Origin of the sequence: Streptomyces sp. NPDC048111 (assembly GCF_043202815.1) — a bacterium.
GTDB lineage: Bacteria > Actinomycetota > Actinomycetes > Streptomycetales > Streptomycetaceae > Streptomyces.
In genome coordinates this window covers 469,595-494,883 of record NZ_JBIDBD010000003.1, presented here as the reverse complement: position 1 = coordinate 494,883, position 25,289 = coordinate 469,595, and the positions used below count along the sequence as shown (strand labels likewise).

The 25,289-nt window shown below is 72.2% G+C and carries 20 protein-coding genes; 14 read left to right on the top strand and 6 right to left on the bottom strand.

The annotated features are described in order from the left end of the window. Window positions 1-4: 4 nt before the first annotated feature. Complete coding sequence (locus ACGF3I_RS09975) at window positions 5-781, bottom strand: hypothetical protein (RefSeq protein WP_393130216.1); 777 nt, start codon at window positions 779-781, stop codon at window positions 5-7. A 141-nt stretch (window positions 782-922) separates the two neighbouring features. After that, window positions 923-2,593 (bottom strand): PucR family transcriptional regulator, encoded by a 1,671-nt coding sequence (locus tag ACGF3I_RS09970; protein WP_393130134.1) that lies wholly within the window; start codon window positions 2,591-2,593, stop codon window positions 923-925. A 263-nt stretch (window positions 2,594-2,856) separates the two neighbouring features. On the opposite strand from ACGF3I_RS09970, the gene ACGF3I_RS09965 reads away from it, so the two are divergent. The 7 genes from ACGF3I_RS09965 to ACGF3I_RS09935 all read left to right on the top strand — a co-directional run bounded on the left by ACGF3I_RS09965 (window position 2,857) and on the right by ACGF3I_RS09935 (window position 12,406). Next, complete coding sequence (locus tag ACGF3I_RS09965) at window positions 2,857-3,753, top strand: FAD binding domain-containing protein (RefSeq protein WP_393130133.1); 897 nt, start codon at window positions 2,857-2,859, stop codon at window positions 3,751-3,753. A 2-nt stretch (window positions 3,754-3,755) separates the two neighbouring features. Continuing rightward, entirely contained in the window at window positions 3,756-4,373 is a 618-nt protein-coding gene (locus ACGF3I_RS09960; RefSeq protein ID WP_393130132.1) for a (2Fe-2S)-binding protein, read from the top strand. A gap of 2 nt (window positions 4,374-4,375) precedes the next feature. Continuing rightward, window positions 4,376-6,781, top strand: coding sequence for a xanthine dehydrogenase family protein molybdopterin-binding subunit (locus tag ACGF3I_RS09955; protein WP_393130131.1), 2,406 nt, complete (start codon window positions 4,376-4,378; stop codon window positions 6,779-6,781). A gap of 354 nt (window positions 6,782-7,135) precedes the next feature. Beyond that, window positions 7,136-8,599 (top strand): NCS2 family permease, encoded by a 1,464-nt coding sequence (locus tag ACGF3I_RS09950; protein WP_393130130.1) that lies wholly within the window; start codon window positions 7,136-7,138, stop codon window positions 8,597-8,599. 46 nt (window positions 8,600-8,645) lie between these two features. Further along, window positions 8,646-9,797 carry an XdhC family protein gene (locus ACGF3I_RS09945; protein ID WP_393130129.1) on the top strand — a complete coding sequence of 384 codons (1,152 nt, stop codon included), beginning with the start codon at window positions 8,646-8,648 and terminating at the stop codon, window positions 9,795-9,797. Between the two features lie 114 nt (window positions 9,798-9,911). Beyond that, window positions 9,912-11,144 carry a GNAT family N-acetyltransferase gene (locus ACGF3I_RS09940; RefSeq protein ID WP_393130128.1) on the top strand — a complete coding sequence of 411 codons (1,233 nt, stop codon included), beginning with the start codon at window positions 9,912-9,914 and terminating at the stop codon, window positions 11,142-11,144. 374 nt (window positions 11,145-11,518) lie between these two features. Then, the gene (locus tag ACGF3I_RS09935; RefSeq protein ID WP_393130127.1) at window positions 11,519-12,406 is read left to right on the top strand and encodes a polysaccharide deacetylase family protein; all 888 of its coding nucleotides are present in this window, start codon (window positions 11,519-11,521) and stop codon (window positions 12,404-12,406) included. 28 nt (window positions 12,407-12,434) lie between these two features. On the opposite strand, the gene ACGF3I_RS09930 is transcribed toward ACGF3I_RS09935, so the two are convergent. From ACGF3I_RS09930 to ACGF3I_RS09915, 4 genes are all read right to left on the bottom strand, one after another. Beyond that, window positions 12,435-13,994 carry a carboxylesterase/lipase family protein gene (locus tag ACGF3I_RS09930; RefSeq protein WP_393130126.1) on the bottom strand — a complete coding sequence of 520 codons (1,560 nt, stop codon included), beginning with the start codon at window positions 13,992-13,994 and terminating at the stop codon, window positions 12,435-12,437. 1 nt (window position 13,995) lies between these two features. After that, a complete protein-coding gene (locus ACGF3I_RS09925) occupies window positions 13,996-14,634 on the bottom strand; it encodes a GPP34 family phosphoprotein (protein ID WP_393130125.1) in 639 nt (212 codons plus the stop codon). A gap of 123 nt (window positions 14,635-14,757) precedes the next feature. Next, window positions 14,758-15,414 carry a response regulator gene (locus tag ACGF3I_RS09920; protein ID WP_393130124.1) on the bottom strand — a complete coding sequence of 219 codons (657 nt, stop codon included), beginning with the start codon at window positions 15,412-15,414 and terminating at the stop codon, window positions 14,758-14,760. Next, complete coding sequence (locus tag ACGF3I_RS09915) at window positions 15,411-16,481, bottom strand: sensor histidine kinase (RefSeq protein ID WP_393130123.1); 1,071 nt, start codon at window positions 16,479-16,481, stop codon at window positions 15,411-15,413. Before ACGF3I_RS09915 ends, ACGF3I_RS09920 begins: the two co-directional genes overlap by 4 nt. 427 nt (window positions 16,482-16,908) lie before the next feature. Here ACGF3I_RS09915 and ACGF3I_RS09910 point away from each other — a divergent pair, with 427 nt between their 5' ends. From ACGF3I_RS09910 to ACGF3I_RS09880, 7 genes are all read left to right on the top strand, one after another. Beyond that, window positions 16,909-17,112, top strand: a complete 204-nt coding sequence (locus ACGF3I_RS09910) for a cold-shock protein (protein ID WP_100580096.1) — start codon at window positions 16,909-16,911, stop codon at window positions 17,110-17,112. Window positions 17,113-17,493: 381 nt separating this feature from the next. Next, complete coding sequence (locus ACGF3I_RS09905) at window positions 17,494-19,011, top strand: DEAD/DEAH box helicase (RefSeq protein ID WP_393130122.1); 1,518 nt, start codon at window positions 17,494-17,496, stop codon at window positions 19,009-19,011. Between the two features lie 314 nt (window positions 19,012-19,325). Then, on the top strand, window positions 19,326-19,415 hold the full coding sequence (gene kdpF, locus ACGF3I_RS09900) for a K(+)-transporting ATPase subunit F (protein ID WP_366103141.1): 90 nt from the start codon (window positions 19,326-19,328) through the stop codon (window positions 19,413-19,415). A gap of 8 nt (window positions 19,416-19,423) precedes the next feature. After that, window positions 19,424-21,088, top strand: a complete 1,665-nt coding sequence (gene kdpA / locus ACGF3I_RS09895; RefSeq protein ID WP_393130121.1) for a potassium-transporting ATPase subunit KdpA — start codon at window positions 19,424-19,426, stop codon at window positions 21,086-21,088. After that, on the top strand, window positions 21,085-23,220 hold the full coding sequence (kdpB, locus tag ACGF3I_RS09890; RefSeq protein WP_393130120.1) for a potassium-transporting ATPase subunit KdpB: 2,136 nt from the start codon (window positions 21,085-21,087) through the stop codon (window positions 23,218-23,220). The genes kdpA and kdpB overlap by 4 nt, the downstream gene beginning before the upstream one ends. Before the next feature lie 24 nt (window positions 23,221-23,244). Continuing rightward, a complete protein-coding gene (locus ACGF3I_RS09885; RefSeq protein ID WP_393130119.1) occupies window positions 23,245-23,919 on the top strand; it encodes a potassium-transporting ATPase subunit C in 675 nt (224 codons plus the stop codon). 149 nt (window positions 23,920-24,068) lie between these two features. Next, complete coding sequence (locus ACGF3I_RS09880) at window positions 24,069-25,196, top strand: hypothetical protein (protein ID WP_393130118.1); 1,128 nt, start codon at window positions 24,069-24,071, stop codon at window positions 25,194-25,196. Window positions 25,197-25,289 lie beyond the last annotated feature (93 nt).

Below are 25,289 nucleotides of genomic sequence, written 5' to 3'. Positions count from 1 at the left end.
GGGCTCACGCCGTGGCGGGCCGCGGCGGTGGGACCGTCTCCAGGTGGGCGGCGAGCCAGGTGGGGACGCCGAGCAGGCGCACCAGGCGGGCCGCCTCCGTGCGCAGCCGGGTCGAGACCGGCTCCTCCTCGGTGTCGGCCAGCGCGGCGAGCGCGGGGGCCGTGCCGATCAGATAGCCGAGCTCCTCGCGGATCCGCAGGGACTCGGTGAAGCCGTGCCGCGCCTCCGCCAACTCCCCTTCGCGCAGGGCGAGTCCGGCCAGATGGCGCCAGGTGAACGAGAGCAGCAGGGTGTCGCCGTGCGCCTCGGCGCCCTCGTGCGCGCGCCGGTAGGCGGACCGGGCGGCCTGCGGGGCGTCGGCCACGTTCTCCGCGAGCAGCCCGCGCCGGAAGTCGAGCAGGGCCCGGCCGCGCCCGGCCGGCGCGATCAGCGCGGCGGCCCGGCCGAACGCCGAACGGGCCTCGTCCGCCCGGTCGCGCACCCCGAACAGCGTGGAGGCGTAGGCGAGATAGCCGCGCTCGCAGGCGGCGGCGCCGCGCTCCTCGTCGCTGCGCGCGACGGCCTCGGCGCCGCGCAGCGCCTCGTCGGCCTCGGCCCAGCCGGACTCGGTGTACACACAGCGCTCCGTCAGCAGGGCGGTGCGCTGAAGGGCGCCGGCCGCCGCTCCCGCATGGGGTTCGAGCAGGGCCGCGGCGTCCGTCCAGCAGCCGCGCGAGCGCAGCCGCCACACCGCGGTCTGGAGCGGATCCCCGTCATCTGCAGTCGTTCCGGAACCAGACATGGCGGTGTACGCCACGTTGCCCTCCCCGAGCGCGCCATCGAGCTGCTGAGTAGGTCCGCATCTCAACACGGAATGGCACGCCGGGCCAAGGGGGGTGCGTGAATGAGTTCACAATCGTCCGACAGTGGCCGGGAGCGACTGTCAACTCATCCGAAGGGCCAGGAAGAAGTCCAGCTTGTCCTCCAGACGCGAAAGGTCACGGGCCGTCAACTGCTCGATCCTGCCCACCCGGTAGCGCAAGGTGTTGACGTGCAGGTGCAGCCGCGTGGCACAGCGCGTCCACGAGCCGTCGCAGTCCAGGAAGGCCTCCAGGGTCGGGATGAGTTCGGCCCGGTGGCGACGGTCGTAGTCGCGCAGCGGGTCGAGCAGACGGGCCGTGAACGCGCGCCGCACGTCGTCCGGCACGAACGGCAGCAGCAGGACGTGCGAGGCCAGCTCGTGGTGGCCGGCCGCGCACACCCGGCCGGGCCGGGCGGCGGCGACCCGGCGGGCGTGCCGGGACTCCTCCAGGGCGCCGCGCAGGCCCTCGGCGGAGTGCACCGCGGCGCTGACACCCAGTGTCAGACGGCCGTCGTCGGCGAGGCCCGCCGAGAGCGGGGTGCGCACCGCGGCCAGCAGAGCGTCCGCGTGCAGTCCGCCCTCGGCGCCCTCGGGCGTGACCGCGGGCAGCGGCACCAGCGCGATGGCCTCGTCACCCGAGTGGGCCACCGCGATCCGGTCGGAGGACTCGGAGCCGATGACCGCCGGGTCGACCAGGATCTCCTCCAGCAGCGACTGGGCGACCGGGCCGCCCGCGATCTCGGCGCCCGAGTCGCGCTCCCAGTCCACCCGGGCCACCACGACCTGCCAGTGCGGCGCGGAGCCGAGGCCCGGCAGCAGTACGGGGGCGGCGACGCGCAGACGGGCCGCGATCTCGGCGGGCGCGGCGCCGGTCTGCACCAGTTCCAGGACCTCCTGGGCCAGCCGGCGCCGGACCGAGCGGGCCGCGTCGCGCCGGTCGCGCTCGACGGCGATGAGCTGGGTGACGCCCTGGAGCAGGTCGAGCCGCGCGGCCGGCCAGTCGCTCGCGTCCGCCTCGACGGCGAGCAGCCAGTCCGACAGCACGCTCTCGCGCACATCGCGGGCCGCGGGCGCGGCGCCCCGCCCGTTGTTGCGGATCGGGAAGAGCGAGTAGGTCACGCCCTCGACGGTGGCCCGGTGCGGGCCGCGCCGGCCGGTGCGGGTCGCGCCCAGGTGCTCGGCGGCCAGTGCGGCGCCGACCGCCGGGGTGAGCGCCTCACCGGCGCCCGCGATCTGGCGGCCGGTGGGGGAGAGCACCCAGGCCCGCAGGTCGAGGTCGGAACCGAGCAGGTCGAGCACCACCTCGGGGCCGCCGCCGGCCGGGCCCGAGGTCATCAGCCTGCGGTGGCGGTCCACGACCGCGGCCAGGTCGCCCGCGCGCTCGCCCGAGACCTGCCGCACGACGTGTTCGGTGATGGTGGCGAACGCGACCGACTCGTTCACCGCGAAGAGCGGGAGCCGGTGGCGAGAACAGGCCATCACGAGATCGTCGGGAATCGCGCCGAGCTCCGCCTCGCCGGCCGCGAGGCCCGCGACGCCCGCGCTCGCCAGGATGCGTACGAATGGCTCGGAATCTTCGGCGTCCCGCCGCCAGGCCAGCCCCGTCAGAACCAGCTCGCCGCCCGTGAGGTAGCGGCTCGGGTCCCGCAGGTCGGTGGTCATCACACCCCGCACCGTGCGGTCCAGCTCGTCCTCGCCGCCGAGCAGCCGCAGCCCCAGCGCGTCGGTTTCCAGAAGTGCGCGCAGCCGCATCGCGTGTCGCCGCCGATCTGTCTTGATGTTGCCGTTGGAAAGCGGTGAGGTAACGGAGCACCGCCTTTCATACGAATCTACAAGACGTAAGCGGAGACCAGCCAACTCCTTCATGGTTTCGGTGACTGCACCCGAGGGATCGGGGCTTGTGTACTGATTCCACACCGCGTTAACAGCACATGAACGACTGAGATGTCGAGGGCCTGCCGTCCCCGGGACCCGCGCGAACGACCCCGAATTTGAGAATCGGAAGAGAGCCACTCATGGACTTCCTTCGCCCCGCCAGCTGGGAGGAGGCGCTCGCCGCCAAGGCAGAGCACCCCACGGCTGTGCCCATTGCGGGTGGCACCGATGTGATGGTCGAGATCAACTTCGACCACCGGCGGCCCGAGTACCTCCTGGACCTGAACCGCATCGGCGAGCTGGCCCAGTGGGAGGTCGGGGAGGACAGCGTCCGGCTTGGCCCCTCCGTCCCGTACACCAAGATCATGGAGAACCTGCGGGCGGAGCTGCCGGGCCTCGCGCTCGCCTCGCACACCGTCGCCTCGCCGCAGATCCGCAACCGCGGCGGCGTCGGCGGCAACCTCGGCTGCGCCTCGCCGGCCGGTGACGCGCACCCGGCGCTGCTGTCCTCCGGAGCCGACGTCGAGGTCGAGTCCCAGGCGCGCGGGGTCCGGCTCATCCCCATCGACGAGTTCTACAAGGGCGTCAAGCGCAACGCCCTGGAGGCGGACGAGCTGATCAAGGCCGTCCACATCCCCAAGGCCGACGGCCCCCAGCAGTTCTCCAAGGTCGGCACCCGCAACGCCATGGTCATCGCGGTCTGCGCGTTCGGCCTGGCGCTGCACCCCGAGACCCGTACGGTCCGTACCGGCATCGGCTCCGCGGCCCCGACCCCCATCCGGGCGAAGGCGGCCGAGGAATTCCTGAACGCGGCGCTCGAAGAGGGCGGCTTCTGGGACAACGGAAAGATCATCACCCCCTCGATCGCGAAGCAGTTCGCCACGCTCGCCTCGGGCGCGTGCAACCCGATCGACGACGTCCGCGGCACCGCGAACTACCGGCGTCACGCCGTGGGCGTCATGGCCCGTCGCACGCTGACGTGGACCTGGGAGACGTACCGGGGCGGCAACGGCCGCACCCTTGAAGGAGCTGCATAACCATGCGCGTGAATTTCACGGTCAATGGCCGTAAGCAGGAGGCCGACGACGTGTGGGAGGGCGAGAGCCTCCTGTACGTCCTGCGCGAGCGCATGGGGCTTCCGGGTTCGAAGAACGCCTGTGAGCAGGGCGAGTGCGGTTCCTGCACGGTCCGCCTCGACGGTGTTCCGGTGTGTTCGTGTCTGGTCGCGGCCGGTCAGGTCGAGGGCCGCGAGGTCGTCACCGTGGAGGGTCTGGCCGACTACGCCGCCCACCGCACCGACGCCCACCCCGGCGGCGGCTGCGCCTCCGGCGCCTGCGGCACCTCCATCGACGCCGCCAAGCGGTGGACGGCGCACGGCTTGGACGGCGAGCGCCCGCGGGCCCAGGACGGGCAGACTGGAGAGGCGGGCGCGCTCTCGCCGATCCAGCAGGCGTTCATCGACGCCGGCGCCGTGCAGTGCGGTTTCTGCACCCCTGGCCTGCTGGTCGCCGCCGACGAGCTCCTGGAGCGCAACTCCGAGCCGTCCGACGCGGACATCCGCGAGGCGCTCTCGGGCAACCTGTGCCGCTGCACCGGTTACGAGAAGATCCTCGACGCGGTCCGCCTCGCGGCCGCCCGTCAGGAAGAGGCGGTCTGATCATGGCGCAGAACACTCGCACCGCTCCGGCCGGTACGCCCACCAACGTCACCCAGAAGCACACCAAGGGCGGCATCGGCGAATCGACGCTCCGCCCGGACGGCACCCTCAAGGTGACCGGTGAGTTCGCGTACTCCTCGGACATGTGGCACGAGGACATGCTGTGGGGCCAGACGCTGCGCTCCACCGTGGCCCACGCCCTCATCGAGAACATCGACATCTCCGAGGCCGTCGCGATGCCCGGCGTCTACGCCGTGCTCACCTACGACGACCTGCCGGCCAAGATGAAGAACTACGGCCTGGAGATCCAGGACACCCCGGTCCTGGCCAACGGCCGGGTCCGTCACCACGGTGAGCCGGTCGCCCTCGTGGCCGCCGACCACCCGGAGACCGCCCGCCGCGCGGCCGCCAAGATCAAGATCGACTACAAGGAGCTGCCGCTCGTCACGGACGAGGCCTCGGCCCTCGCCTCCGACGCGCCGCTGATCCACGAGGGCCGCGACGACCACCACTCCGGTCACGTCCCGCACCCCAACATCGTGCACCGCCAGCCGATCATCCGCGGCGACGTGGCGAAGGCCCGCGAGCGGGCCGACGTGATCGTCGAGGGCGAGTACACCTTCGGCATGCAGGACCAGGCCTTCCTCGGCCCGGAGTCCGGTCTCGCGGTGCCCGCCGAGGACGGCGGCGTCGACCTGTACGTCGCCACCCAGTGGCTGCACTCCGACCTCCAGCAGATCGCCCCGGTCCTCGGCCTGCCGCCGGAGAAGGTCCGCATGACGCTGTCCGGCGTCGGCGGCGCCTTCGGTGGCCGCGAGGACATCTCGATGCAGATCCACGCCTGCCTCCTGGCGCTGCGCACGGGCAAGCCGGTCAAGATCGTCTACAACCGGTTCGAGTCCTTCTTCGGCCATGTGCACCGCCACCCGGCCAAGCTCTACTACGAGCACGGCGCCACCAAGGACGGCAAGATCACGCACATGAAGTGCAAGATCGTCCTGGACGGCGGCGCCTACGCCTCGGCCTCCCCGGCCGTCGTCGGCAACGCCTCCTCGCTCTCCGTCGGCCCGTACGTCATCGACGACGTCGACATCGAGGCGATCGCGCTCTACTCGAACAACCCGCCCTGTGGCGCGATGCGCGGCTTCGGCGCGGTCCAGGCCTGCTTCGCCTACGAGGCCCAGATGGACAAGCTCGCGGCCAAGCTGGGCATGGACCCGGTGGAGTTCCGCCAGCTCAACGCCATGGAGCAGGGCACGATCATGCCGACCGGCCAGGTCGTGGACTCGCCGGCCCCGGTCGCCGAGCTGCTGCGCCGGGTCAAGGCCCGCCCGATGCCGCCCGAGCAGCAGTGGCTGGCGGCCGGTGAGCAGGCGGACGTACGCGCCCTGCCCGGCGGTCTGTCCAACACCACGCACGGCGAGGGTGTCGTCCGGGGCGTCGGCTACGCGGTCGGCATCAAGAACGTCGGCTTCTCCGAGGGCTTCGACGACTACTCGACCGCCCGGGTGCGCCTGGAGGTCATCAACGGCGAAGCCGTCGCGATGGTCCACACGGCCATGGCGGAGGTCGGTCAGGGCGGTGTCACCGTGCACGCCCAGATCGCCCGTACCGAGCTGGGCGTCACGCAGGTGACCATCCACCCGGCCGACACCCAGGTCGGCTCCGCCGGATCCACGTCCGCCTCGCGGCAGACGTACATGACCGGTGGCGCGGTGAAGAACACCTGCGAGGCCGTCCGCGCCAAGGCGCTGGAGATCGGCCGTCGCAAGTTCGGCTCCTACCACCCCGCCTGGGCCACCGCCGAGCTGCTGCTCGAAGGCGGCAAGGTCGTCACCGACGGCGGCGAGGTCCTCGCCGATCTGGCGGACGTCCTGGAGGGCGAGGAGATCGACGTCGAGCTGGAGTTCCGGCACCGCCCGACCCAGGCCTTCGACCTCGTCACCGGCCAGGGCAACGGCCACGTCCAGTACACCTTCGCCGCGCACCGCGCGGTGGTCGAGGTGGACACCGAGCTCGGCCTCGTCAAGGTCGTCGAGCTGGCCACCGCGCAGGACGTGGGCAAGGCCCTCAACATGCTCTCCGTCGTCGGCCAGATCCAGGGTGGCACCACCCAGGGCCTGGGCGTCGCGGTGATGGAAGAGATCATCGTGGACCCGAAGACCGCGAAGGTGCGCAACCCCTCCTTCACGGACTACCTGATCCCGACGATCCTGGACACCCCGACCATCCCGGTCGACGTCCTGGAGCTCGCCGACCCGAACGCGCCGTACGGTCTGCGCGGTCTCGGCGAGGCCCCGACCCTCTCGTCCACCCCGGCCGTCCTCGCGGCGATCCGGAACGCGACGGGTCTGGAGCTCAACAAGACCCCCGTCCGCCCCGAACACCTCACGGGCACGGGCGTCTGATCCCACCCCGGGATCCCCCGATCCCTCCGGGCGGTGCGTGCCTCCCCAGGAACGTCACACTTCCGAGGCCGCACCGCCCGGAGCAACAGCGGGACCGCACCGCTCGCGGTCCTCGCAGCACCCCCGAAGTACCCGCAGTACCAGCACCATCAGCTCGACCGAGTCACACCAGCAACACCCGTAGCCATCTGTCCTGCGGTACCGGCCCCGGTACCCCGGCAGGAGCAGACACCGTTCGTCTCGGGCCGTCCCCCGGGTCGTGCAGCCCACGCACCATCCCAAATCCCGCAGCTTGTCTGACCTGAGGACTCAAGTCTTATGCGGGTGCCCCTGTGAACCTTGGGAGTAGGCACCATGACCCAGCAGTCTGTGGAGCCGAAGACCACCGCCGAGGACGCGGGCTCCGGCTCCCGTCCCCCCGCCGGCAGGTCTTGGCTCGACCGGTACTTTCACATATCCGAGCGAGGATCCACGTTCGCGCAGGAAGTGCGCGGCGGCATCACCACCTTCATGGCGATGTGTTACATCCTCCTGCTCAACCCCCTGATCCTCTCGACGCCCGATGTCGACAAGCACACGCTGGGCCATGCGGGCCTGGTGACCGCGACCGCCCTCGGAGCCGCCCTCAGCACCCTGCTGATGGGCTTCATCGGAAAGGTCCCGCTCGCACTCGCCGCCGGACTCAACGTCTCCGCGGCCCTGACCACCCAGGTGGTCCCGAACATGACGTGGCCGCAGGCCATGGGCATGTGCGTCATGTACGGCGTCGTGATCATGCTCCTGGTCGTCACCGGCCTGCGTGAGATGATCATGAACGCCATCCCGCTGGCGCTCAAGCACGCGATCACCATGGGCATCGGCATGTTCGTCGCCCTGCTCGGCCTGGTGAAGGCCGGATTCGTCGGCAAGGGCCCCGAGCACGGACCGCCGGTCACCCTCGGCGCCACCGGCCAGCTGGTCGGCTGGCCCGTCCTCTTCTTCGCCGTCACCCTGCTCCTGATCTTCGCGCTCCAGGCCCGCAAGGTGCCCGGCGCGATCCTGATCGGCATCGTCTCCGGCAGCGTCCTGGCCTTCGTGGTCACCAAGGTCGGCGGCCTGACCGACGCGGACTGGGGCGGCACCGCCCCGGGCCTCGACGGCAGCGCGGTCTCCACGCCCGACTTCGGCCTCTTCGGCCACGTCGAGTTCGGCGGCTGGGGCTCCATCGGCGCCATCAGCGTGGGCATGATCGTCTTCACCCTGGTGCTGGCCGGCTTCTTCGACGCGATGGCCACCATCATCGGCGTCGGCCAGGAGGCCAAGCTCGCCGACGACAAGGGCCGCATGCCGGGCCTGTCCAAGGCCCTGTTCATCGACGGCGCCGGCGGTGCGATCGGCGGCGTCACCGGGTCCTCCGGCCAGACCGTGTTCATCGAGTCCGCCTCCGGCGCCGGTGAGGGCGCCCGTACCGGCCTCTCCTCGGTCGTCACCGGCCTCTTCTTCGTGGCCTGCCTCTTCTTCACCCCGGTCACCCAGCTGGTGCCCGCCCAGGTCGCCTCCGCCGCCCTCGTCGTCATCGGCTCGATGATGATGAGCGCCGCCAAGCACGTGGACTGGAGCGACCGTTCGGTCTCGATCCCGGTGTTCCTCACCGTGGCCCTGATGCCGTTCACGTACAACATCACCGCCGGTGTCGGCGCGGGCGTCGTCGCCTACACGGTGATCAAGGCAGCACAGGGCAAGTGGAGGGAGATCGGCGGGTTCATGTGGGCCCTGACAGCCGTCTTCACCATCTACTTCGCCCTCCATCCCATCGAGAACTGGCTCGGCGTCAAGTAGCGGCCGCGCCGCTGACGCCCTCCACACCTTCGTAAGGAGACCGAACATGCTGGACATCGCCGAAGAGCTCAACCGGTGGGTCGAGCAGGGACGCGAGTTCGCCGTGGCCACCGTGGTGGCCGTCGGCGGCAGCGCGCCCCGGCAGCCGGGAGCCGCCCTCGCCGTCGACAGCGACGGCACGGCGATCGGCTCGGTCTCCGGCGGATGTGTGGAGGGCGCGGTGTACGAACTGTGCCAACAGGCGCTCGAAGACGGCGAAACCGTGCTCGAACGCTTCGGATACAGCGACGAGGACGCCTTCGCGGTCGGCCTGACCTGCGGCGGAGTCATCGACATACTCATCACCCCGGTCGGCGCCGCCGCCCCCGCCCGCACGGTGTTCGCCGCCGCCCTGGCCGCGGCGGCCCACGGCGGGACCGCCGCCCTCGCCCGGGTCACCGACGGCCCCGCCGAACTCATGGGCCGCGCCCTGCTCGTCCACCCCGACGGCCGCTACGAAGGCGCCCTCGGCGGCCACCCCGAACTGGACCGCGCGGTCGCCGACGAGGCCGCCGCCCTCCTCGACGTCGGCCGCACCGCCACCCTCTCCCTCGGCGCCGACGGCCGGATGTGCGGACAGCCGCTGACCGTCCTGGTCGAGTCGAGCGTGCCGGCCCCCCGGATGATCGTCTTCGGCGCCATCGACTTCGCCGCCGCCCTGGTCAGGGTCGGCAAATTCCTCAACTACCACGTCACCGTGTGCGACGCCCGGCCCGTCTTCGCGACGAAGGCCCGCTTCCCCGAGGCGGACGAGATCGTGGTCGAGTGGCCGCACCGCTACCTGGAGCGCACCGCCACCGACTCCCGCACGGTGCTGTGCGTCCTGACCCACGACGCCAAGTTCGACATCCCCCTCCTGGAAGCCGCGCTCAAGCTGCCGGTCGCCTACGTCGGCGCCATGGGTTCGCGCCGCACCCACCTGGACCGCAACGAGCGGCTGCGCGAGGTGGGCGTCACCGAGCTCGAACTGAACCGCCTGCGCTCGCCGATCGGCCTCGACCTCGGCGCCCGTACGCCCGAGGAGACCGCCCTGTCCATCGCCGCCGAGATCGTCGCCAACCGGCGCGGGGGCAGCGGCGCCTCACTGACCGGCGCCCACACCCCGATCCACCACGACAGCGGTGACTCGGCGGTGGGCCGCATCGGCTCGGTCGCCTAGCCCCCCCGCAGTTCGCCCGGCGGGCCACCGCCCCCGACGCGGCGAAGATCAGCTGCGACGCCCCGTCCCACCCGGGTTCGCGACGCCCCGTTTTGCCCGGGTTAGGGTCGCCGCATGAGCGAGCTGGTGTTCCGCGATGTGCCCGAGTCCGACGTCGACCGCGCCCTGGAGCTCTGGTGGCTCGTCTTCCACGACCGGCCCGACGAGGAGGCGAAGCGCGCCTACCACCGCGCGATGGTGCTCCGCTGCGACCGCGTCGGCGCCTACGACGGCGACGCGCTCGTCGGCTTCCTCGTCGCCCACCGCTTCACCCTGTCCGTACCGGGCGGTGAACTGCCGTGCCCCGGGCTGACGTTCGTCTCCGTCGCCCCCACCCACCGGCGCCGCGGCGTGCTCTCCGGCATGATCGCCGAGGTGTTCCGGCGCTGCGCCGAACACGGGCGCCCCATCGCCGCCCTGTGGGCCACCGAGGCAGCCATCTACGGACGCTTCGGCTTCGGCGCGGGCACCTACGGCACCACCGTCGAGATCAACTCCACCCGCCCGCTCGCCCTGCGCATCGAGGCCGACCCGCGCCCGCTGCGGCTCATCGACCCGGCCGACGCGCCCGCCGAACTCGGCCCCTACTACGAGGCGACCCGGGCCAGGCGCGCGGGCCGGGTCGCGCGCGACGCCGGACGCTGGCGCGGCGAGTGGCTGCCCGAGACCGACGAGGACGACGAGGAACTCGGCCCGCCGCGCGTCGTCGGCCTCGGCGCCAAGGGCGAGCCGCTCGCCGGGTACGCCGTCTACCGCACCCGGCGCGAGGACGACCCGGCCAGGCCCGGCACCGTGCAGGTCGCCGAGCTGGAGGCCGACACCCCGGCGGGCGAGGCGGCCCTGTGGCACTACCTGGCCGGCATCGACCTCACCGGCACCGTCCGCGCCTGGGGCCTGGCCCCGGACGACCCGCTGCTCCTGTTCGCCACCGACCGGGACCAGGTGCGCGCCGTCGCGGAGTTCCCCGCACTGTGGATCCGCCTGGTGGACGTCGCGGCGGCGTTCACCACCCGGTCCTGGGCCACCGAGGTCTTCCTGGTCCTGGAGGTCACCGACGACCGCGTCCCGGCCAACGCGGGCCGCTTCCGGCTGGCGGCGTCCCCGCACGGCTGTGCCTACGAGCCGACCACCGCCACACCCGACCTCGCCCTCGACGTGCGCGACCTCGCGGCCTGCTACCTCGGCGGCACCGAGGTGCGCCGCCTGGTCCGGGCGGGCCTGGTCACCGAACACACCCCGGGGGCGGCGCAGGCCCTGGACGCGGGGCTGCGCACCGCCGAACTCCCGCACACCGTCGACGAGTTCTGACCGGACGGCGGTACGTTCGGCGGCGGCGCCGGCCGCGGAGTGACGAGGCTCTCACGGGGGAGTGGGGGCGGCCGGGACGAACGTCCCGCGGGGAACTCCCTGCTCGCGGCGGGAACCACAAGGCCCCTTGACGGGGTCTTTGCCTGCGCGTGAGGGACCAAGGTCCCGGCGCGCGGAGCCCACGCCGAGCTGCTCGTACCGCTGAGGTCGCGTCAACCCCCTTGCGTGTCGGGGGCGTTGCCGGGATCGGGGTGTTTTCCGCCGGTATCCGGCCGGAGCATTCACATTTCGGGATTCGAGCGCGATCGTGCGATCGTGGCCAACCGGTGAAGCTCCGCTGCCGTAACGGCACGTACCGAGGGGATGGGGAAACCATGGCGCGACTGACTGTCCACACACGCCGCATCGTGATGGCCACGGCTACGGCCGTGGTGCTGACGGGCGGCGTCGCGGCCGCTGTCCTCCTGGGCAGCGACACCTCCGCGGACGGTCCCGGCCCCGCCCTCGCCCACTCCACCGCCAGGTCGGACGACAAGCCGGGCGGCCGCCACTCGGGCCCGCCCGAGCCCTCGGGTCCCGCCGGAGACGACAGCGCGCCGGACGGTTCGGACGGCTCCGCCGACTCCACCGGGCCCGCCGCCCCGCCCGGCACCGGCGTCATATCGGAGACGATCGACCACGCCACCGAAAGCGGCGGCAAGTCCGTCTCGATCACCATCGACGACGGGCCGAGCCCCGTCTGGACGCCGAAGATCCTCGCCGTCCTCAAGCAGTACGGCGTGAAGGCGACGTTCTGCATGATCGGCCCGCAGGCCAAGGCCGACCCGGCCATGGTCAAGCAGGTCGTCGCGGCCGGGCACCGGCTCTGCGACCACACCGTCGACCACGACGAGGCGATGAACAAGAAGCCCGTCGCCTACCAGAGCGCCCAGGTCCTCGACGCCCAGAAGATGATCGAGGAGGCGGCGGGCGGTGCCAAGGTCCAGTACTTCCGCGCCCCCGGCGGCGCCTTCACTCCCGAGAACCGGCACATCTCGGCGACCCACGGAATGCGCCCGCTCGGCTGGAACGTCGACACCAAGGACTGGAAGCAGTCCGGCACCGCGACCATCGTCAAGACGGTGAAGCAGGAGCTCAAGAACGGTCCGATCGTGCTGTTCCACGACGGCGGCGGCGACCGCGCGCAGACGGTCGCCGCCCTCAAGGAGCTGCTGCCCTGGCTCGCCCAGCAGGGCTACACCTTCAGCTTCCCGGCCGTCTAGGACAGGAGGCCCCGGCCCGGCCCGCGCCTCACGGCATCGTCGCCCACAGCGCACAGTGGTGGGCGGCGCCCGGCCGCACCGGGCCCGTACGGTCCGGAGCCAGGCTCTGCACCGCGCCGGGCGACCAGCGCGGCGCACCGGAGCCGTTGGGGTCGCCGGAGCGCGCGAAGCGTGACCAGTACCCGATCATCGTGGCCGCCAGCCGGTGCTGTGCCTCCGTCATCGCCCGTGGCCGGCCGCCGAGATCGAACAGATACGGCAGTTCGGTGGTGTGCGTGGCGCCCAGCGGGAACGGCGGGGGAGCGGGAGTGGGGCGCGGCGGCGCCGGATCGGCGAACTCGTAGCGCCAGACCGGCTGTTGGCGCGCCAGGAGCGATCCGGCCCGCAGCGTCGGACAGGCGTAGTCGGCGTCACCGAGCACCGCGCCGAACACCGGCCCGCCGTCCGCGGCGTGCACGGGATAGGCGCGTACGACCTCGGCGGCCCGTGCCGGATCGGGCACGAACCCGGCCGCCACACCGGGCCAATCGGCCGGGGTGACCGACACCCCCGCCGCCATGATCCCGGCCGCCCAGATGGTGCCCTCGTCGTGATTGGCGCCGATCAGCACCGGTACGCGCGCCACCCGGCCCGAGGCGAGGGCGGCGGCCGGGTCGCGCGGCAGCAGGCCGGTGCCGTACTCCGGCTGCTGGTCCGCCCCCTGGGCCGCGAGCAGCCGGGCCACCGGCACCCGGCGCAGGCACCCGAGCACATCGGCCGCCGTCGCGCAGCCCACCGCCCCGGTGAGCTTCGTGCCGGCCGCCCGTGCGGTCGCGCGGTCCACGGCGTAGGGCGCGAACGGGCGGGCCGCGCCTCCCGTGCACGGCCCGCTCTCCACGATCGCCCGCTGGAAGAGCCCGGCCGCCGACGGAGAGGCGAGCTGCGCACAGACGGCATAGCCCCCGGCCGACTCCCCGGCCAGCGTCACCTGCCGCGGGTCGCCGCCGAACGCCCCGATGTTCGCCCGTACGTACCGCAGCGCCGCCTGCTGATCGGCGAGGCCGAAGGTGCCCGAGCCCGGCAGGTCCGCCCGGCCGAGGAAACCGAGCGCGCCCAGGCGGTAGTTGACCGTCACGACCACCACATCGCCCTGGACCGCCAGGCGGTGGGCGTCGTAGGAGCTTCCGGCGCCGCTGGTGAAGCCGCCGCCGTGCAGCCACACGATCACCGGCCTGGGCCGCCCCGGGGTCGCGCGGGCGGGGGCGGTCACGTTCAGGTACAGGCAGTCCTCGTCGGTGCTCCCCCCGGGCACCTCTCCGGCGGGCTGCGCACAGGCCGGGCCCGGCCGTGTCGCGTCGCGCACCCCGTGCCACGGCGCGGCCGGCCGGGGCGCCGCCCAGCGCAGCGGACCCACCGGCGGCGCGGCGTAGGGGACGCCGTCGAAGACCCGGTACCCCTCGTGCACGGCGCCCCGCACCGCCCCCGCACGGGTGTGCACCACCGGCGCGGACGCGGCCCCCGGCTGCGAGGCGGCCGCGGCGGAGGGCAGGGCCGCCACCGCGGTCAGCGCGGCGAGTGCGCCCGCGAGGCCTCTGGCGAGCTTCCGCATCTCAGCCGCCCCCCATTCCGCCCTGTGCCGCGACCAGCGTGGTGCCAAGGCCCCGCACCGCCTCGGCCAGGCCCGGCGCGACGGCGTCGAGCTCTCCGGTCAGCGCCTCGACACGGCCCCGGTGGGCGCGGGCGTCGGCCCTCGGCACGACGTGGTGCGCGCCGCCCGCGGCGGCGAGCGCCAGGACCACCGCGTCGAAGGGCTCGACGGGGCCGGATTCGCCCAGCAGCGCGGTGAGCCGGGCCTGGTATCCGCGGACCGCGGCCGGATCGGCCACCGTCACCACGCGCCGCGCCGAGGGCACGAGCGCGGCCCGTTCCCGCACGGAGATCAGGCCCTCTTCGACGAGCCGGTCCTCGACCGCGCCCAGGGTCTCCTTGCGGTCGGTGCGCACCCACGCCTTCCAGGTGTGCCGCCGCTCCATGACGCGGGACAGGACGAGATCGAGCACGGGGTCGCCGACGGCCCCGGAACCCCGGGCCGCCACCTCGCCCGCGCTGTCGGTGAGGCGGCCCGTGAGCGCCAGCTCGGCCAGGACCGCGACGCGCAGCAGGAACCCGGTGCGGGTGCGGTCGTAGAGGGCTCCGGCGTCGGTGTCGTAGGCCGCGAGGTACATCCGGCCGTACAGGGAGTGCGTCATGGAACCGACGGTAGGCAGCGCGAGCCGTGCGGGGCATCCACCGGCCGGATGGAGTGGCACCGCGACCACGGGATGAGTGCGCGCCCCGCTCATCCCGTGGGATGAGCCGCGCTCGCGCGGGCCTCAGCTCCGGCGGGGCTCGACCAGGCCGTGGTCGTAGGCGGCGACCACCGCCTGCACCCGGTCGCGCAGCCGCAACTTGCGCAGCACCGCCGACACATGGGTCTTGACCGTCGCCTCCGACAGGTGCAGCCGGCGGGCGATCTCGCCGTTGGACAGCGCCTGCCCGATCAGGGTGAGCACCTCGCGCTCGCGCGGCGACAGCTCGGCGAGGGCGGCGGGCGCCGGGGGTGCGGGGGAGAGCGCGAAACGGTCGAGCATGCGGCGGGTCACGGTGGGCGCGAGCAGCGCCTCGCCGCGCGCCACGATCCGCACCGCCTCCGCGAGTTCGGCGGGCCGGATGTCCTTGAGCAGGAACCCGCTGGCCCCGGCCCGCAGCGCGGTCAGGACGTGCTCGTCGAGGTCGAAGGTGGTCACGACCAGGACCCGGGCCGCACTGCCCGACTCGACGATGGCGCGCGTCGCCTCGATGCCGTCCATCACCGGCATCCGTACGTCCATGAGCACGACGTCCGGCCTCAACTCGCCCACCAGGCGCACCGCGTGCCGGCCGTCGGCCGCCTCGCCGACCACCTCCAGATCGTCCCGGGCGTCGATGATCATGCGGAAACCGCCGCGCACCAGCGCCTGGTCGTCGGCCACCACCACGCGGATCGTCACGACGCGTACCTTATCGGCAGCACCGCGCGCACCTCGAAACCTCCCTCGGACCCGGGCCCCGCCTCCAGGGTGCCGCCCAGCAGCGCCGCCCGCTCGCGCATCCCCGCGAGGCCGCGCCCCGAACCCGCCGAGCGCCAACTCCGCGCTCCGGGGCGGCCGTTGTCGCACACCTCGATGCGCACCGACTCCGCGTCGCGGCGCACCGACACCCGCACCCGGCTCGCCCCGGCGTGCCGCAGCGTGTTGGTGAGGGCCTCCTGCACGATCCGGTACCCGGCGAGGTCCACCGACGGCGGCGGTGCGAGGCGCGGGCCCTCCTCGTACAGTTCGACGGCGAGCCCGGCGGCCCGGGCCCCCGCCGCGAGATCGGCCAGATCACCGAGCCCGCGCGGCGGCCGGCGCCCCTCGTCGGCGTCGTCCCCGTCCCCGCCCATGCCGCCGCGCAGCAGCAGCCGCAGCTCGCCGAGCGCGGAGCGTCCCGCGCTGTCGATGGCGCGCAGGGCCTGGCGGGCCTGTTCCGGATCGGCGTCGAAGCCGTCCTCGGCGGCGCTCGCCTGGATCACCATCACCGAGACGGTGTGGGCCACCACGTCGTGCACCTCACGGGCGATCCTGGCCCGCTCCTCGGCGACCGCCCGCCGCGTCTCGGCGGCGAGCCGGTCCTGCTGCGCCCTGCGCCACTGGCCCACCGTCCACGCCAGCGTGGCGGCGAGGGCCTGGGTGACGAGCGAGAGCGTGCCGCCGCCCGCGAAGGCGAGCGGGGTGAGCGCCAGCATCCCGAACAGCCCCCACCGCGAGAGGCGCACCGGCCGCTCCGCCGACAGGACGCACAGCGCGAGCTGCGCCCCGAGCAGCGCGCCGGTCAGGCTCAGCGCCGGGAGCAGCAGCCACATCGCGGACCCGAGCAGCGCGCTCGCCACCAGGACCGCGCCGGGCCGGGCCACCACCCACCACAGCACCGCGGTCTGCACCACCGCGAGAGCGAGGGCGACGGCGGGCCGCCAGAGGGTGCCCGCCTCCGCCCCGGCCGTCAGACAGACGGGCACGGCCGGCCCGAGGACAACCACCGCCGACCCCGCCCGGAGCATCCCGACGCCCCTGTCCGACGAGGGGTTGCCACTGTCACGACCGCGTTCACGACCCACGCCGCGACGCTACAGCCGCCTACCGTGGGGCCGCTCACTTCCGGGACGTCCAGGGACGGGCGCGCGGCACATTTTTTCACCGCACGGCCACGGAAATTTACGCAAAGTACGGCCGGGCCTCCTGGCGGCACACGAAAATCAGGAGTATTCGCCGTGCCGTGGTCCCGGATCCGTGCTACGGTTGATCCCAGTTGCAGTTGTGGTTCCCAAAGACTTCAAGTGCCTTGACGGTTTTATGCCGTCGGGCGCTTTTGTATTTCCGGTGTTCTTCCGGACGGGGCAATCATCGCGGTAACGACGGGGTCAGCACAGTGCGGGCCCCCGGGCATTGCCCCGAAGGAGATATGACATGGCTACTGGCACCGTGAAGTGGTTCAACGCGGAAAAGGGCTTCGGCTTCATCGAGCAGGAGGGTGGCGGCCCGGACGTGTTCGCCCACTACTCCAACATCGCCGCCCAGGGCTTCCGTGAGCTTCAGGAAGGCCAGAAGGTGAACTTCGACGTCACGCAGGGCCAGAAGGGCCCGCAGGCCGAGAACATCACGCCTGCCTGACGCTGAGCGTCTTCTGCACGTGGCTGGGGCTCGCACCTTGGGGTGCGGGCCCCAGCCCGTTGCTGTACCACCGGCCGGCCGTCACGGCGTGACGGGATGTTCCACGGCCCGCGGGGCACCGGGCACGGCCCGACGCCCCGCCACGCAGCGGACGAACCGCCCCGGCCACGGCCGCGGCGGGCGCCGGCCCGCTGTCCTGATCCGGCCCGGCCGCCCTGTGGCGGCGGATTTCCGGCATTCCGACAACGGGCGGGGAATTACCGCGCCCCGGTGCGGCCGGATCAGAATTCGACTTCTGTTTTCGGCTCGTTCTTGCGATGTCCCGGCTGTTCCATTTCACCGGGAGTCCCTCGATACGTGCCATATCGAGGAAGGTTCTCCTTGAACCGTTCAGCTCGCACGAACGACCGTTACTCCGCCGCCCGCAAGAGCGGCGCCGACCGCGGGGCCCGTTTCCGGCCCCAGGGGCCGAACCGCTCCGCCGGCGCCCGCAGGCCCGCCGCGCCGCAGGGCGAGTTCGCCCTCCCCGTCACGGTCACCCCGGCGCTGCCGCCCGTCACCGCCTTCGGCGACCTCGACCTGCCCGCCGAGATCCTCGAACTCCTCACGAGCCTCGGTGTGAACGAACCGTTCCCGATCCAGGGCGCCACCCTGCCGAACTCGCTGGCGGGCCGCGATGTGCTGGGCCGTGGCCGTACCGGCTCGGGCAAGACCCTCGCCTTCGGCCTCGCGCTGCTCACCCGCACGGCCGGCCGCCGCGCCGACTCCAAGAAGCCGCTCGCCCTGATTCTGGTGCCGACGCGTGAGCTGGCGCAGCAGGTGACGGATGCGCTGACGCCGTATGCGCGGGCGTTGCGGCTGCGGCTGGCGACGGTGGTGGGCGGGATGTCGATCGGGCGTCAGGCGGGTGCGCTGCGCTCGGGTGCCGAGGTGGTGGTGGCCACTCCGGGCCGGTTGAAGGACTTGATCGAGCGGCGTGACTGCCGTCTTGACCAGGTGGACATCACGGTGCTGGACGAGGCCGACCAGATGGCGGACATGGGGTTCATGCCGCAGGTCACCGAGTTGTTGGACCAGGTGCGTCCGGGTGGGCAGCGGATGCTGTTCTCGGCGACCCTGGACCGCAACGTGGATCTTTTGGTGCGCCGTTACCTGAGTGACCCGGTGGTGCACTCGGTGGATCCGTCGGCGGGTGCGGTGACCACGATGGAGCACCATGTGCTGCACGTGCAGAGCGCGGACAAGTACGCGACGACGACGGAGATCGCGGCGCGTGAGGGCCGGGTGATCATGTTCCTGGACACCAAGCACGCGGTGGACCAGCTGACCAAGCATCTGTTGCAGAGCGGGGTGCGGGCGGCGGCGCTGCACGGGGGCAAGTCCCAGCCGCAGCGCACCCGTACGCTGGCCCAGTTCAAGACCGGTGACGTGTCGGTCCTGGTGGCCACCAACGTCGCGGCGCGCGGTATCCATGTCGACAACCTCGACCTGGTGGTGAACGTGGACCCGCCGACCGATCACAAGGACTACCTCCACCGTGGCGGGCGTACCGCGCGGGCCGGGGAGTCCGGCAGCGTCGTCACCCTCGTCACGCCCAACCAGCGCCGCGAGATGAGCCGCCTCATGATGGCCGCGGGGATCACCCCGACCATCACCCAGGTCCGCTCCGGCGAAGCCGAGCTCAGCCGCATCACCGGCGCCCAGGCACCCTCCGGCATCCCCGTCGGGCCCGCCGCGTCCGCGGAGCGGCCCAAGCAGCGCGGCCAGGCCCCGTTCCGCGGCCGCGGCACCGCGCGGGGCCAGGCGGCCTCCGGCCGTGGCGGGAACGGCCGCCGCGCCGGTGAGTCCCGCGAGCTCGCCGAGGCCCGCAAGGCGGCCCGCGTCCGACGCGCCGCCTGACCCCCGGGAGGGTCCGCCACCCTCCGCCCCGGCCGCCGCCTCCAGGTGGCCGGAACAGGCTCACTCCGGCCCCCGGCCGCGCCCTCCACGGCGCTGCCGGGGGCCGTCGGCGTATGGGACCCGTCAAGGAGCAGGCGCGGGCCGTATGAGGGGCGTCAACGCGAGCGGCGGGCCCCCGGCGGCGGGGTTTCCTCAAGACGTCCGATTCTTTCGAGCCTCTCTGAGGAGTTCACGATGGCCGACCTGGCCCTCGTCGTCACCACGGTCGCGGTCTTCGCGCTGGTGGCGCTCATCGCCAAGGGGGTGGCGAAGCTGTGACTGCCGAGAACATCGTCGGCCTGATCGTGGCCGTCTCCCTGCTGGGTTACCTCGTCCTCGCCCTTGTGTATCCGGAGAGGTTCTGAGCACCGTCATGTCTCCTGTTGTTGCCGGCGTGCTCCAGTTCCTGGCTCTGGCCGTGGCCCTCGGCCTCGCCTACCGCCCGCTGGGCGATCACCTGGCCCGCGTCTACTCCAGCGACAAGCACCTGCGCGTCGAGAAGTGGATCTACAAGGCCATCGGCGCCGACCCCTCCACCGAGATGCGCTGGCCCGCCTATCTGCGCGGCGTCCTCGCGTTCTCCGCGGTGAGCGTCCTCTTCCTCTACCTGATGCAGCGCGTCCAGGGCTCGCTGCCCGGCTCCCTCGGCTTCGTCTCCATCCCGGCCGACCAGGCCTTCAACACCGCCGCCTCCTTCGTGGCCAACACCAACTGGCAGTCCTACGCGGGCGAGCAGACCATGGGCCACGTGGTGCAGACCGGCGGTCTCGCGGTGCAGAACTTCGTGTCGGCGGCCGTCGGCATCGCCGTCGCGGTGGCGCTCGTACGGGGCTTCGCCCGCTCGCGCACCGGTGAACTGGGCAACTTCTGGGCGGACTTGGTGCGCGGGACCGTCCGCGTCCTGCTGCCCGTCTCGGTGCTCGGCGCGCTCGTCCTGGTCGCCTGCGGCGCCCTCCAGAACTTCTCCGGCATCCACGAGGTCGGCCAGTTCGCCGGCGGTGCGCAGCAGTGGAACGGCGGCGCGGTCGCCTCGCAGGAGGCGATCAAGGAGCTCGGCACCAACGGCGGCGGCTACTTCAACGCCAACTCCGCCCACCCCTTCGAGAACCCCAACGGCTTCTCGAACCTCTTCGAGGTGTTCCTGATCCTCGTGATCCCGTTCGCGCTGACCCGCACGTTCGGCCGGATGGTCGGCTCGGTCAGGCAGGGGTACGCGATCCTCGCCACGATGGCGGCCATCTGGGTCGGGTTCACGGCCCTGATGATGTGGACCGAGTTCCACCACGGCGGCCCCGCGTTCGACCTGGCGGGCGGTGCCATGGAGGGCAAGGAGAACCGCTTCGGCGTCGGCGGCTCGTCCATCTTCGCCGTCGCCACCACGCTGACCTCGACCGGAGCGGTGGACGCCTTCCACTCCTCGTTCACGGGATTCGGCGGCGGGCTCACGCTGCTCGGCATGCAGCTCGGCGAGATCGCCCCCGGCGGCACCGGCTCGGGCCTCTACGGCATGCTGATCATGGCCGTCATCGCGGTGTTCATCGCCGGCCTGATGGTGGGCCGCACGCCCGAGTACCTGGGCAAGAAGATCGGCACCCGCGAGATCAAGTTCGCGGCCTGCTACATCCTCGTCACCCCGGCACTGGCGCTGGTCTTCACGGCGATCGCGATGGCGATGCCGTCCACCCTGACCTCGATGACCAACTCCGGCGCGCACGGCTTCTCCGAAGTCCTGTACGCCTACACCTCGGGGGCCAACAACAACGGCTCCGCCTTCGCCGGCCTCAACGCCAACACCCCGTGGTTCAACACCAGCATCGGCCTGGCGATGCTGCTCGGCCGGTTCGTCCCCATGGTCTTCGTGCTCGCCCTGGCCGGCTCGCTCGCCGAGCAGCAGCCGATCCCCGAGACGGCCGGCACCCTGCGCACCAACAAGCCCCTGTTCACCGGCCTGCTGGCCGGCACCGTGGTGATCGTCGCGGGTCTGACCTACTTCCCGGCGCTGGCCCTCGGCCCCCTCGCGGAAGGCCTGGCGTCATGACCACCGACACGAAGAAGCCCGAGGAGCCCGGCTCCATGTCCACCGCCACACCCACCCGCGCCCCCCACAGCGACCTCCGCGACGGGCCCGCGCCCGGGCCCGGACGGGTCGGGGGCGGACTGTTCGACGCGAAGCAGCTGCTCACGTCCCTTCCGGACGCGATCAGGAAGCTCGACCCGCGCGTCATGGTCAAGTCCCCGGTCATGTTCGTCGTGGAGATCGGCTCCGTCCTCACCACCGTCCTGGCGATCAAGGATCCGGGGGACTGGTTCGGCTGGGCGATCACCGGGTGGCTCTGGCTGACGACGGTCTTCGCGAACCTCGCCGAGGCCGTCGCCGAGGGCCGAGGCAAGGCGCAGGCGGACACCCTGCGCAAGGCCAAGACCGGGACCGTCGCCCGCCGCCTGGACGGCGGTCGCGAGGAACGGGTGCCCGGCACCGGGCTCAGGATTGGCGACCTGGTGGTGTGCGAGGCGGGTGACGTCATCCCCGGCGACGGTGACGTGGTCGAGGGCGTCGCCTCCGTCGACGAGTCGGCGATCACCGGTGAATCGGCCCCGGTCATCCGGGAGTCGGGCGGCGACCGCAGTGCGGTGACCGGCGGGACGAAGGTGCTGTCCGACCGCGTCGTCATCCGGATCACGACGAAGCCCGGTGAGACGTTCATCGACCGGATGATCAATCTGGTCGAGGGCGCGGCCCGCCAGAAGACGCCCAACGAGGTCGCCCTCAACATCCTGCTGGCGTCCCTCACGATCGTCTTCCTGCTCGCGGTCGTCACCCTCCAGCCCTTCGCCGCGTACGCGAAGGCCGAGCAGTCCATGATCGTGCTGGCCGCGCTCCTGGTCTGTCTGATCCCGACCACCATCGGAGCCCTGCTGTCCGCGATCGGCATCGCGGGCATGGACCGGCTCGTGCAGCGCAACGTCCTGGCCATGTCGGGCCGTGCGGTCGAGGCCGCCGGTGACGTGTCGACGCTGCTCCTGGACAAGACCGGCACCATCACCCTCGGCAACCGGCGGGCCGCCGAGTTCGTACCGGTCGGCGGCACCACCCGGGCCGAGGTCGCGGACGCGGCCCAGCTGTCCTCGCTGGCGGACGAGACCCCCGAAGGCCGCTCGATCGTGGTGCTCGCGAAGGAGGAGTACGGACTGCGCGAGCGGCACCAGGGGGAGCTGGCCGGAGCCGACTGGGTGGCCTTCACCGCGCAGACCCGGATGTCGGGCGTGGACGTCGACGGGCGCAAGGTCCGCAAGGGCGCGGCCGGTTCGGTGACCGCGTGGGTCACGGAGCGGGGCGGCGCCGTCGCACCGGACGCCCAGGAGCTGACCGACCGCATCTCCCAGGCCGGCGGAACGCCGCTCCTGGTGGCCGTGGAGGACGCCGCGGGCGCCCGCCTGCTCGGCGTCATCCACCTCAAGGACGTCGTCAAGGAGGGCATGCGCGAACGCTTCGACGAGCTGCGGCGCATGGGCATCAGGACGGTCATGATCACGGGTGACAACCCGCTGACCGCGAAGGCCATCGCCGAGGAGGCGGGCGTGGACGACTTCCTCGCGGAGGCCACCCCCGAGGACAAGATGGCGCTCATCAAGCGGGAGCAGGCGGGCGGCAAGCTGGTCGCGATGACCGGGGACGGCACCAACGACGCCCCGGCGCTGGCCCAGGCGGACGTGGGCGTCGCGATGAACACGGGCACCTCCGCCGCGAAGGAGGCCGGCAACATGGTCGACCTCGACTCCGACCCGACCAAGCTCATCGAGATCGTCGAGATCGGCAAGCAACTCCTCATCACCCGGGGCGCGTTGACGACCTTCTCCATCGCCAACGACGTGGCGAAGTACTTCGCCATCATTCCCGCGATGTTCGCCGTGGTGTACCCCGGCCTGGACAAGCTCAACGTCATGGGCCTGCACAGCCCGCAGACCGCGATCCTGTCGGCGGTCGTCTTCAACGCGCTGATCATCGTCGCCCTGGTGCCGCTCGCCCTCAAGGGCGTCCGCTACCGGCCGACCAGCGCCGACCGGATGCTCCGCCGCAACCTCGGGATCTACGGACTCGGCGGTCTGATTGCCCCCTTCATCGGCATCAAGGTCATCGACCTGCTCATCTCCCTCGTCCCCGGCCTGTAGCTCCCCGAAAGCGGCGGAACCGTCATGAACAACTCCCTTGGAAATACGGCCCGGTTGATCGGCGCGGGTCTGCGGGCCCTGCTCGTCCTGACCCTCGTGTGCGGGGTGCTCTACCCGCTCGCCGTGACCGGCGTCGCCCAACTGGCCTTCCCGGACAGGGCGAACGGGTCCGAGATCACGTCCGGCGGCCGGGTGGTCGGTTCCGCCCTCATCGGCCAGACCTACACCCTGCCGAAGAAGGACCCCACCAACGCCGAGGAGCCGGCGGTGCCGGACCTGAGGTGGTTCCAGCCCCGCCCCTCCCACGGGCTCGGCACGAACACCCTCAACACCCGGTACGGCCTGCTCGTGTCGGGCGCCACCAACCTCGCCGGGGACAACGAGAAGCTGATACAGCAGGTCGAGGCGGCCAAGGAGGCGGTCGTCAGGGACAACTCCACGCCCGGCCACCCGGTGGACCCGGCCGCCGTCCCGGCCGACGCGGTCACCTCCTCCGGCTCGGGCCTCGACCCCGAGATCTCCCCGGCGTACGCGAGGCTCCAGATCCACCGCGTGGCCGAGCGCAACCACCTGCCCGTGGCCAGGGTGGAGGAACTGGTGAGCGCCCACACCGACGGCCGCATCCTCGGCTTCCTGGGCGAACCGGGCGTCAACGTCCTCCGGTTGAACGTGGCGCTGCGGGCGCTGACGGCGGGCTGACACCCGGGCCCCTCCGCGCACCGTTCGCCGCCCGCCCGCCCGGGCGCACAACCCCGTGGTTCTTCCTGCGAGCCGGCGCGGTGGGTGTATCAATCGGGAACCAGCAAGGGGCGGTCGCAGCCGCCGCGCGGAAGTACGAGGGAGCGGACGTGACCGATCAGCCGGTGTTCGTCGTGGGCGGGGGACTTCAGGCCCTGGAGGCGGCGGAGTTCGAGACCGAGGCCGAGTTCCAGGAATTGCTCGCACGGCATCCCCGTGTGCTGGACTTCGGGACGCTCGTGGACGGCCGGCCCCTGCGGCTGGCGCTGGTGGCCCGTGAGATGCCGGTCCCGACGGGGCCGGAGGGCGGCGCGGCCCTCGCGCTCGACCACCTCTTCGTCGACGCCGACGCCGTGGTGACGCTCGTCGAGGTCAAGCGGGCCGGCGATACCCGGATCCGCCGTGAGGTGGTGGGCCAGATGCTCGACTACGCCGCCAACGGCTCCCGTTACTGGCCCGCCGCCCTGCTGCGGCACTCCTTCGAGCAGACGTGCGCGAAGGACGGCGGCTCGCTGGAGGAGGCGTACGGCGAACTGCTCGGCGGGCGCACGCCGGACGAGTTCTGGGCGGCGGTGGAGGAGCGGCTCGCGGCGGGGCGGATGCGGCTGCTGTTCGTGGCCGACCGCATCCCGATGGAACTGCGGGCCGTAGTGGAGTTCCTGAACCGGCAGATGCGGACGACCGATGTGTACGCGGTGGAGCTGACCCAGTACAGGGGGGACGGGGACCTGCGGGTCCTCGTGCCGCGGGTCCACGGGGAGGCGGCCACGGTGGCCAAGGTGCCGTCCGCGCGGCGTGCCGTGCCGAGGCGGTCCAGGAAGGACATGGACGACGCGGTCGCCGCCCGGTGCGCCCCTGAGGTCCAGCGGGTGGTGCGGCGGCTGCTCGACCACGCGGAGGGAGCGGGGCGCATCGAGGGCGGCACGGCCCAGTATCCGAGCGTGAACCTCCACTACCGCGTCGGAGGCCGTTGGGTGCCCGTGGGCACGGTGTCGCTGTTCGAGGGCCCGGCCCAGGAGGGCCTGTCCTTCAGCTTCGGGTCGATCTCGCACCATCTCGGCCAGGAGGCGGCCGCGGCGTTCGCGGAGCGCCTCCCGGCGGTGGGGGGTCTGCCACAGAAACTGGCCGAACAGCGGTTGAAGGGGTACGGCGGGTGGCCTTCCGTCTCCCTGGCGGCCCTGGCCGCCGAGCCCGGCGCAGTCGACCAGCTGCTCACCGCGATCGAGCACCTCAGATGAACCACCTCGGATGAACCACCTCGGATGAACGACGGCGTCGTTCACCCTACGCTGGCCGGGTGCCCTGTTCCCCCCGTCCCGAGAGGCCCGGCC

Coding starts and splice junctions, on each gene's coding strand:
- kdpB (WP_393130120.1), top strand. CDS start 21,085: ATGACCACCGACACGAAGAAGCCCGAGGAGCCCGGCTCCATGTCCACC.
- ACGF3I_RS09950 (WP_393130130.1), top strand. CDS start 7,136: ATGACCCAGCAGTCTGTGGAGCCGAAGACCACCGCCGAGGACGCGGGC.
- ACGF3I_RS09965 (WP_393130133.1), top strand. CDS start 2,857: ATGGACTTCCTTCGCCCCGCCAGCTGGGAGGAGGCGCTCGCCGCCAAG.
- ACGF3I_RS09940 (WP_393130128.1), top strand. CDS start 9,912: ATGAGCGAGCTGGTGTTCCGCGATGTGCCCGAGTCCGACGTCGACCGC.
- ACGF3I_RS09955 (WP_393130131.1), top strand. CDS start 4,376: ATGGCGCAGAACACTCGCACCGCTCCGGCCGGTACGCCCACCAACGTC.
- ACGF3I_RS09930 (WP_393130126.1), bottom strand. CDS start 13,994: ATGCGGAAGCTCGCCAGAGGCCTCGCGGGCGCACTCGCCGCGCTGACC.
- ACGF3I_RS09925 (WP_393130125.1), bottom strand. CDS start 14,634: ATGACGCACTCCCTGTACGGCCGGATGTACCTCGCGGCCTACGACACC.
- ACGF3I_RS09885 (WP_393130119.1), top strand. CDS start 23,245: ATGAACAACTCCCTTGGAAATACGGCCCGGTTGATCGGCGCGGGTCTG.
- ACGF3I_RS09970 (WP_393130134.1), bottom strand. CDS start 2,593: ATGCGGCTGCGCGCACTTCTGGAAACCGACGCGCTGGGGCTGCGGCTG.
- ACGF3I_RS09960 (WP_393130132.1), top strand. CDS start 3,756: ATGCGCGTGAATTTCACGGTCAATGGCCGTAAGCAGGAGGCCGACGAC.
- ACGF3I_RS09945 (WP_393130129.1), top strand. CDS start 8,646: ATGCTGGACATCGCCGAAGAGCTCAACCGGTGGGTCGAGCAGGGACGC.
- ACGF3I_RS09935 (WP_393130127.1), top strand. CDS start 11,519: ATGGCGCGACTGACTGTCCACACACGCCGCATCGTGATGGCCACGGCT.
- kdpA (WP_393130121.1), top strand. CDS start 19,424: ATGTCTCCTGTTGTTGCCGGCGTGCTCCAGTTCCTGGCTCTGGCCGTG.
- ACGF3I_RS09910 (WP_100580096.1), top strand. CDS start 16,909: ATGGCTACTGGCACCGTGAAGTGGTTCAACGCGGAAAAGGGCTTCGGC.
- ACGF3I_RS09975 (WP_393130216.1), bottom strand. CDS start 781: ATGTCTGGTTCCGGAACGACTGCAGATGACGGGGATCCGCTCCAGACC.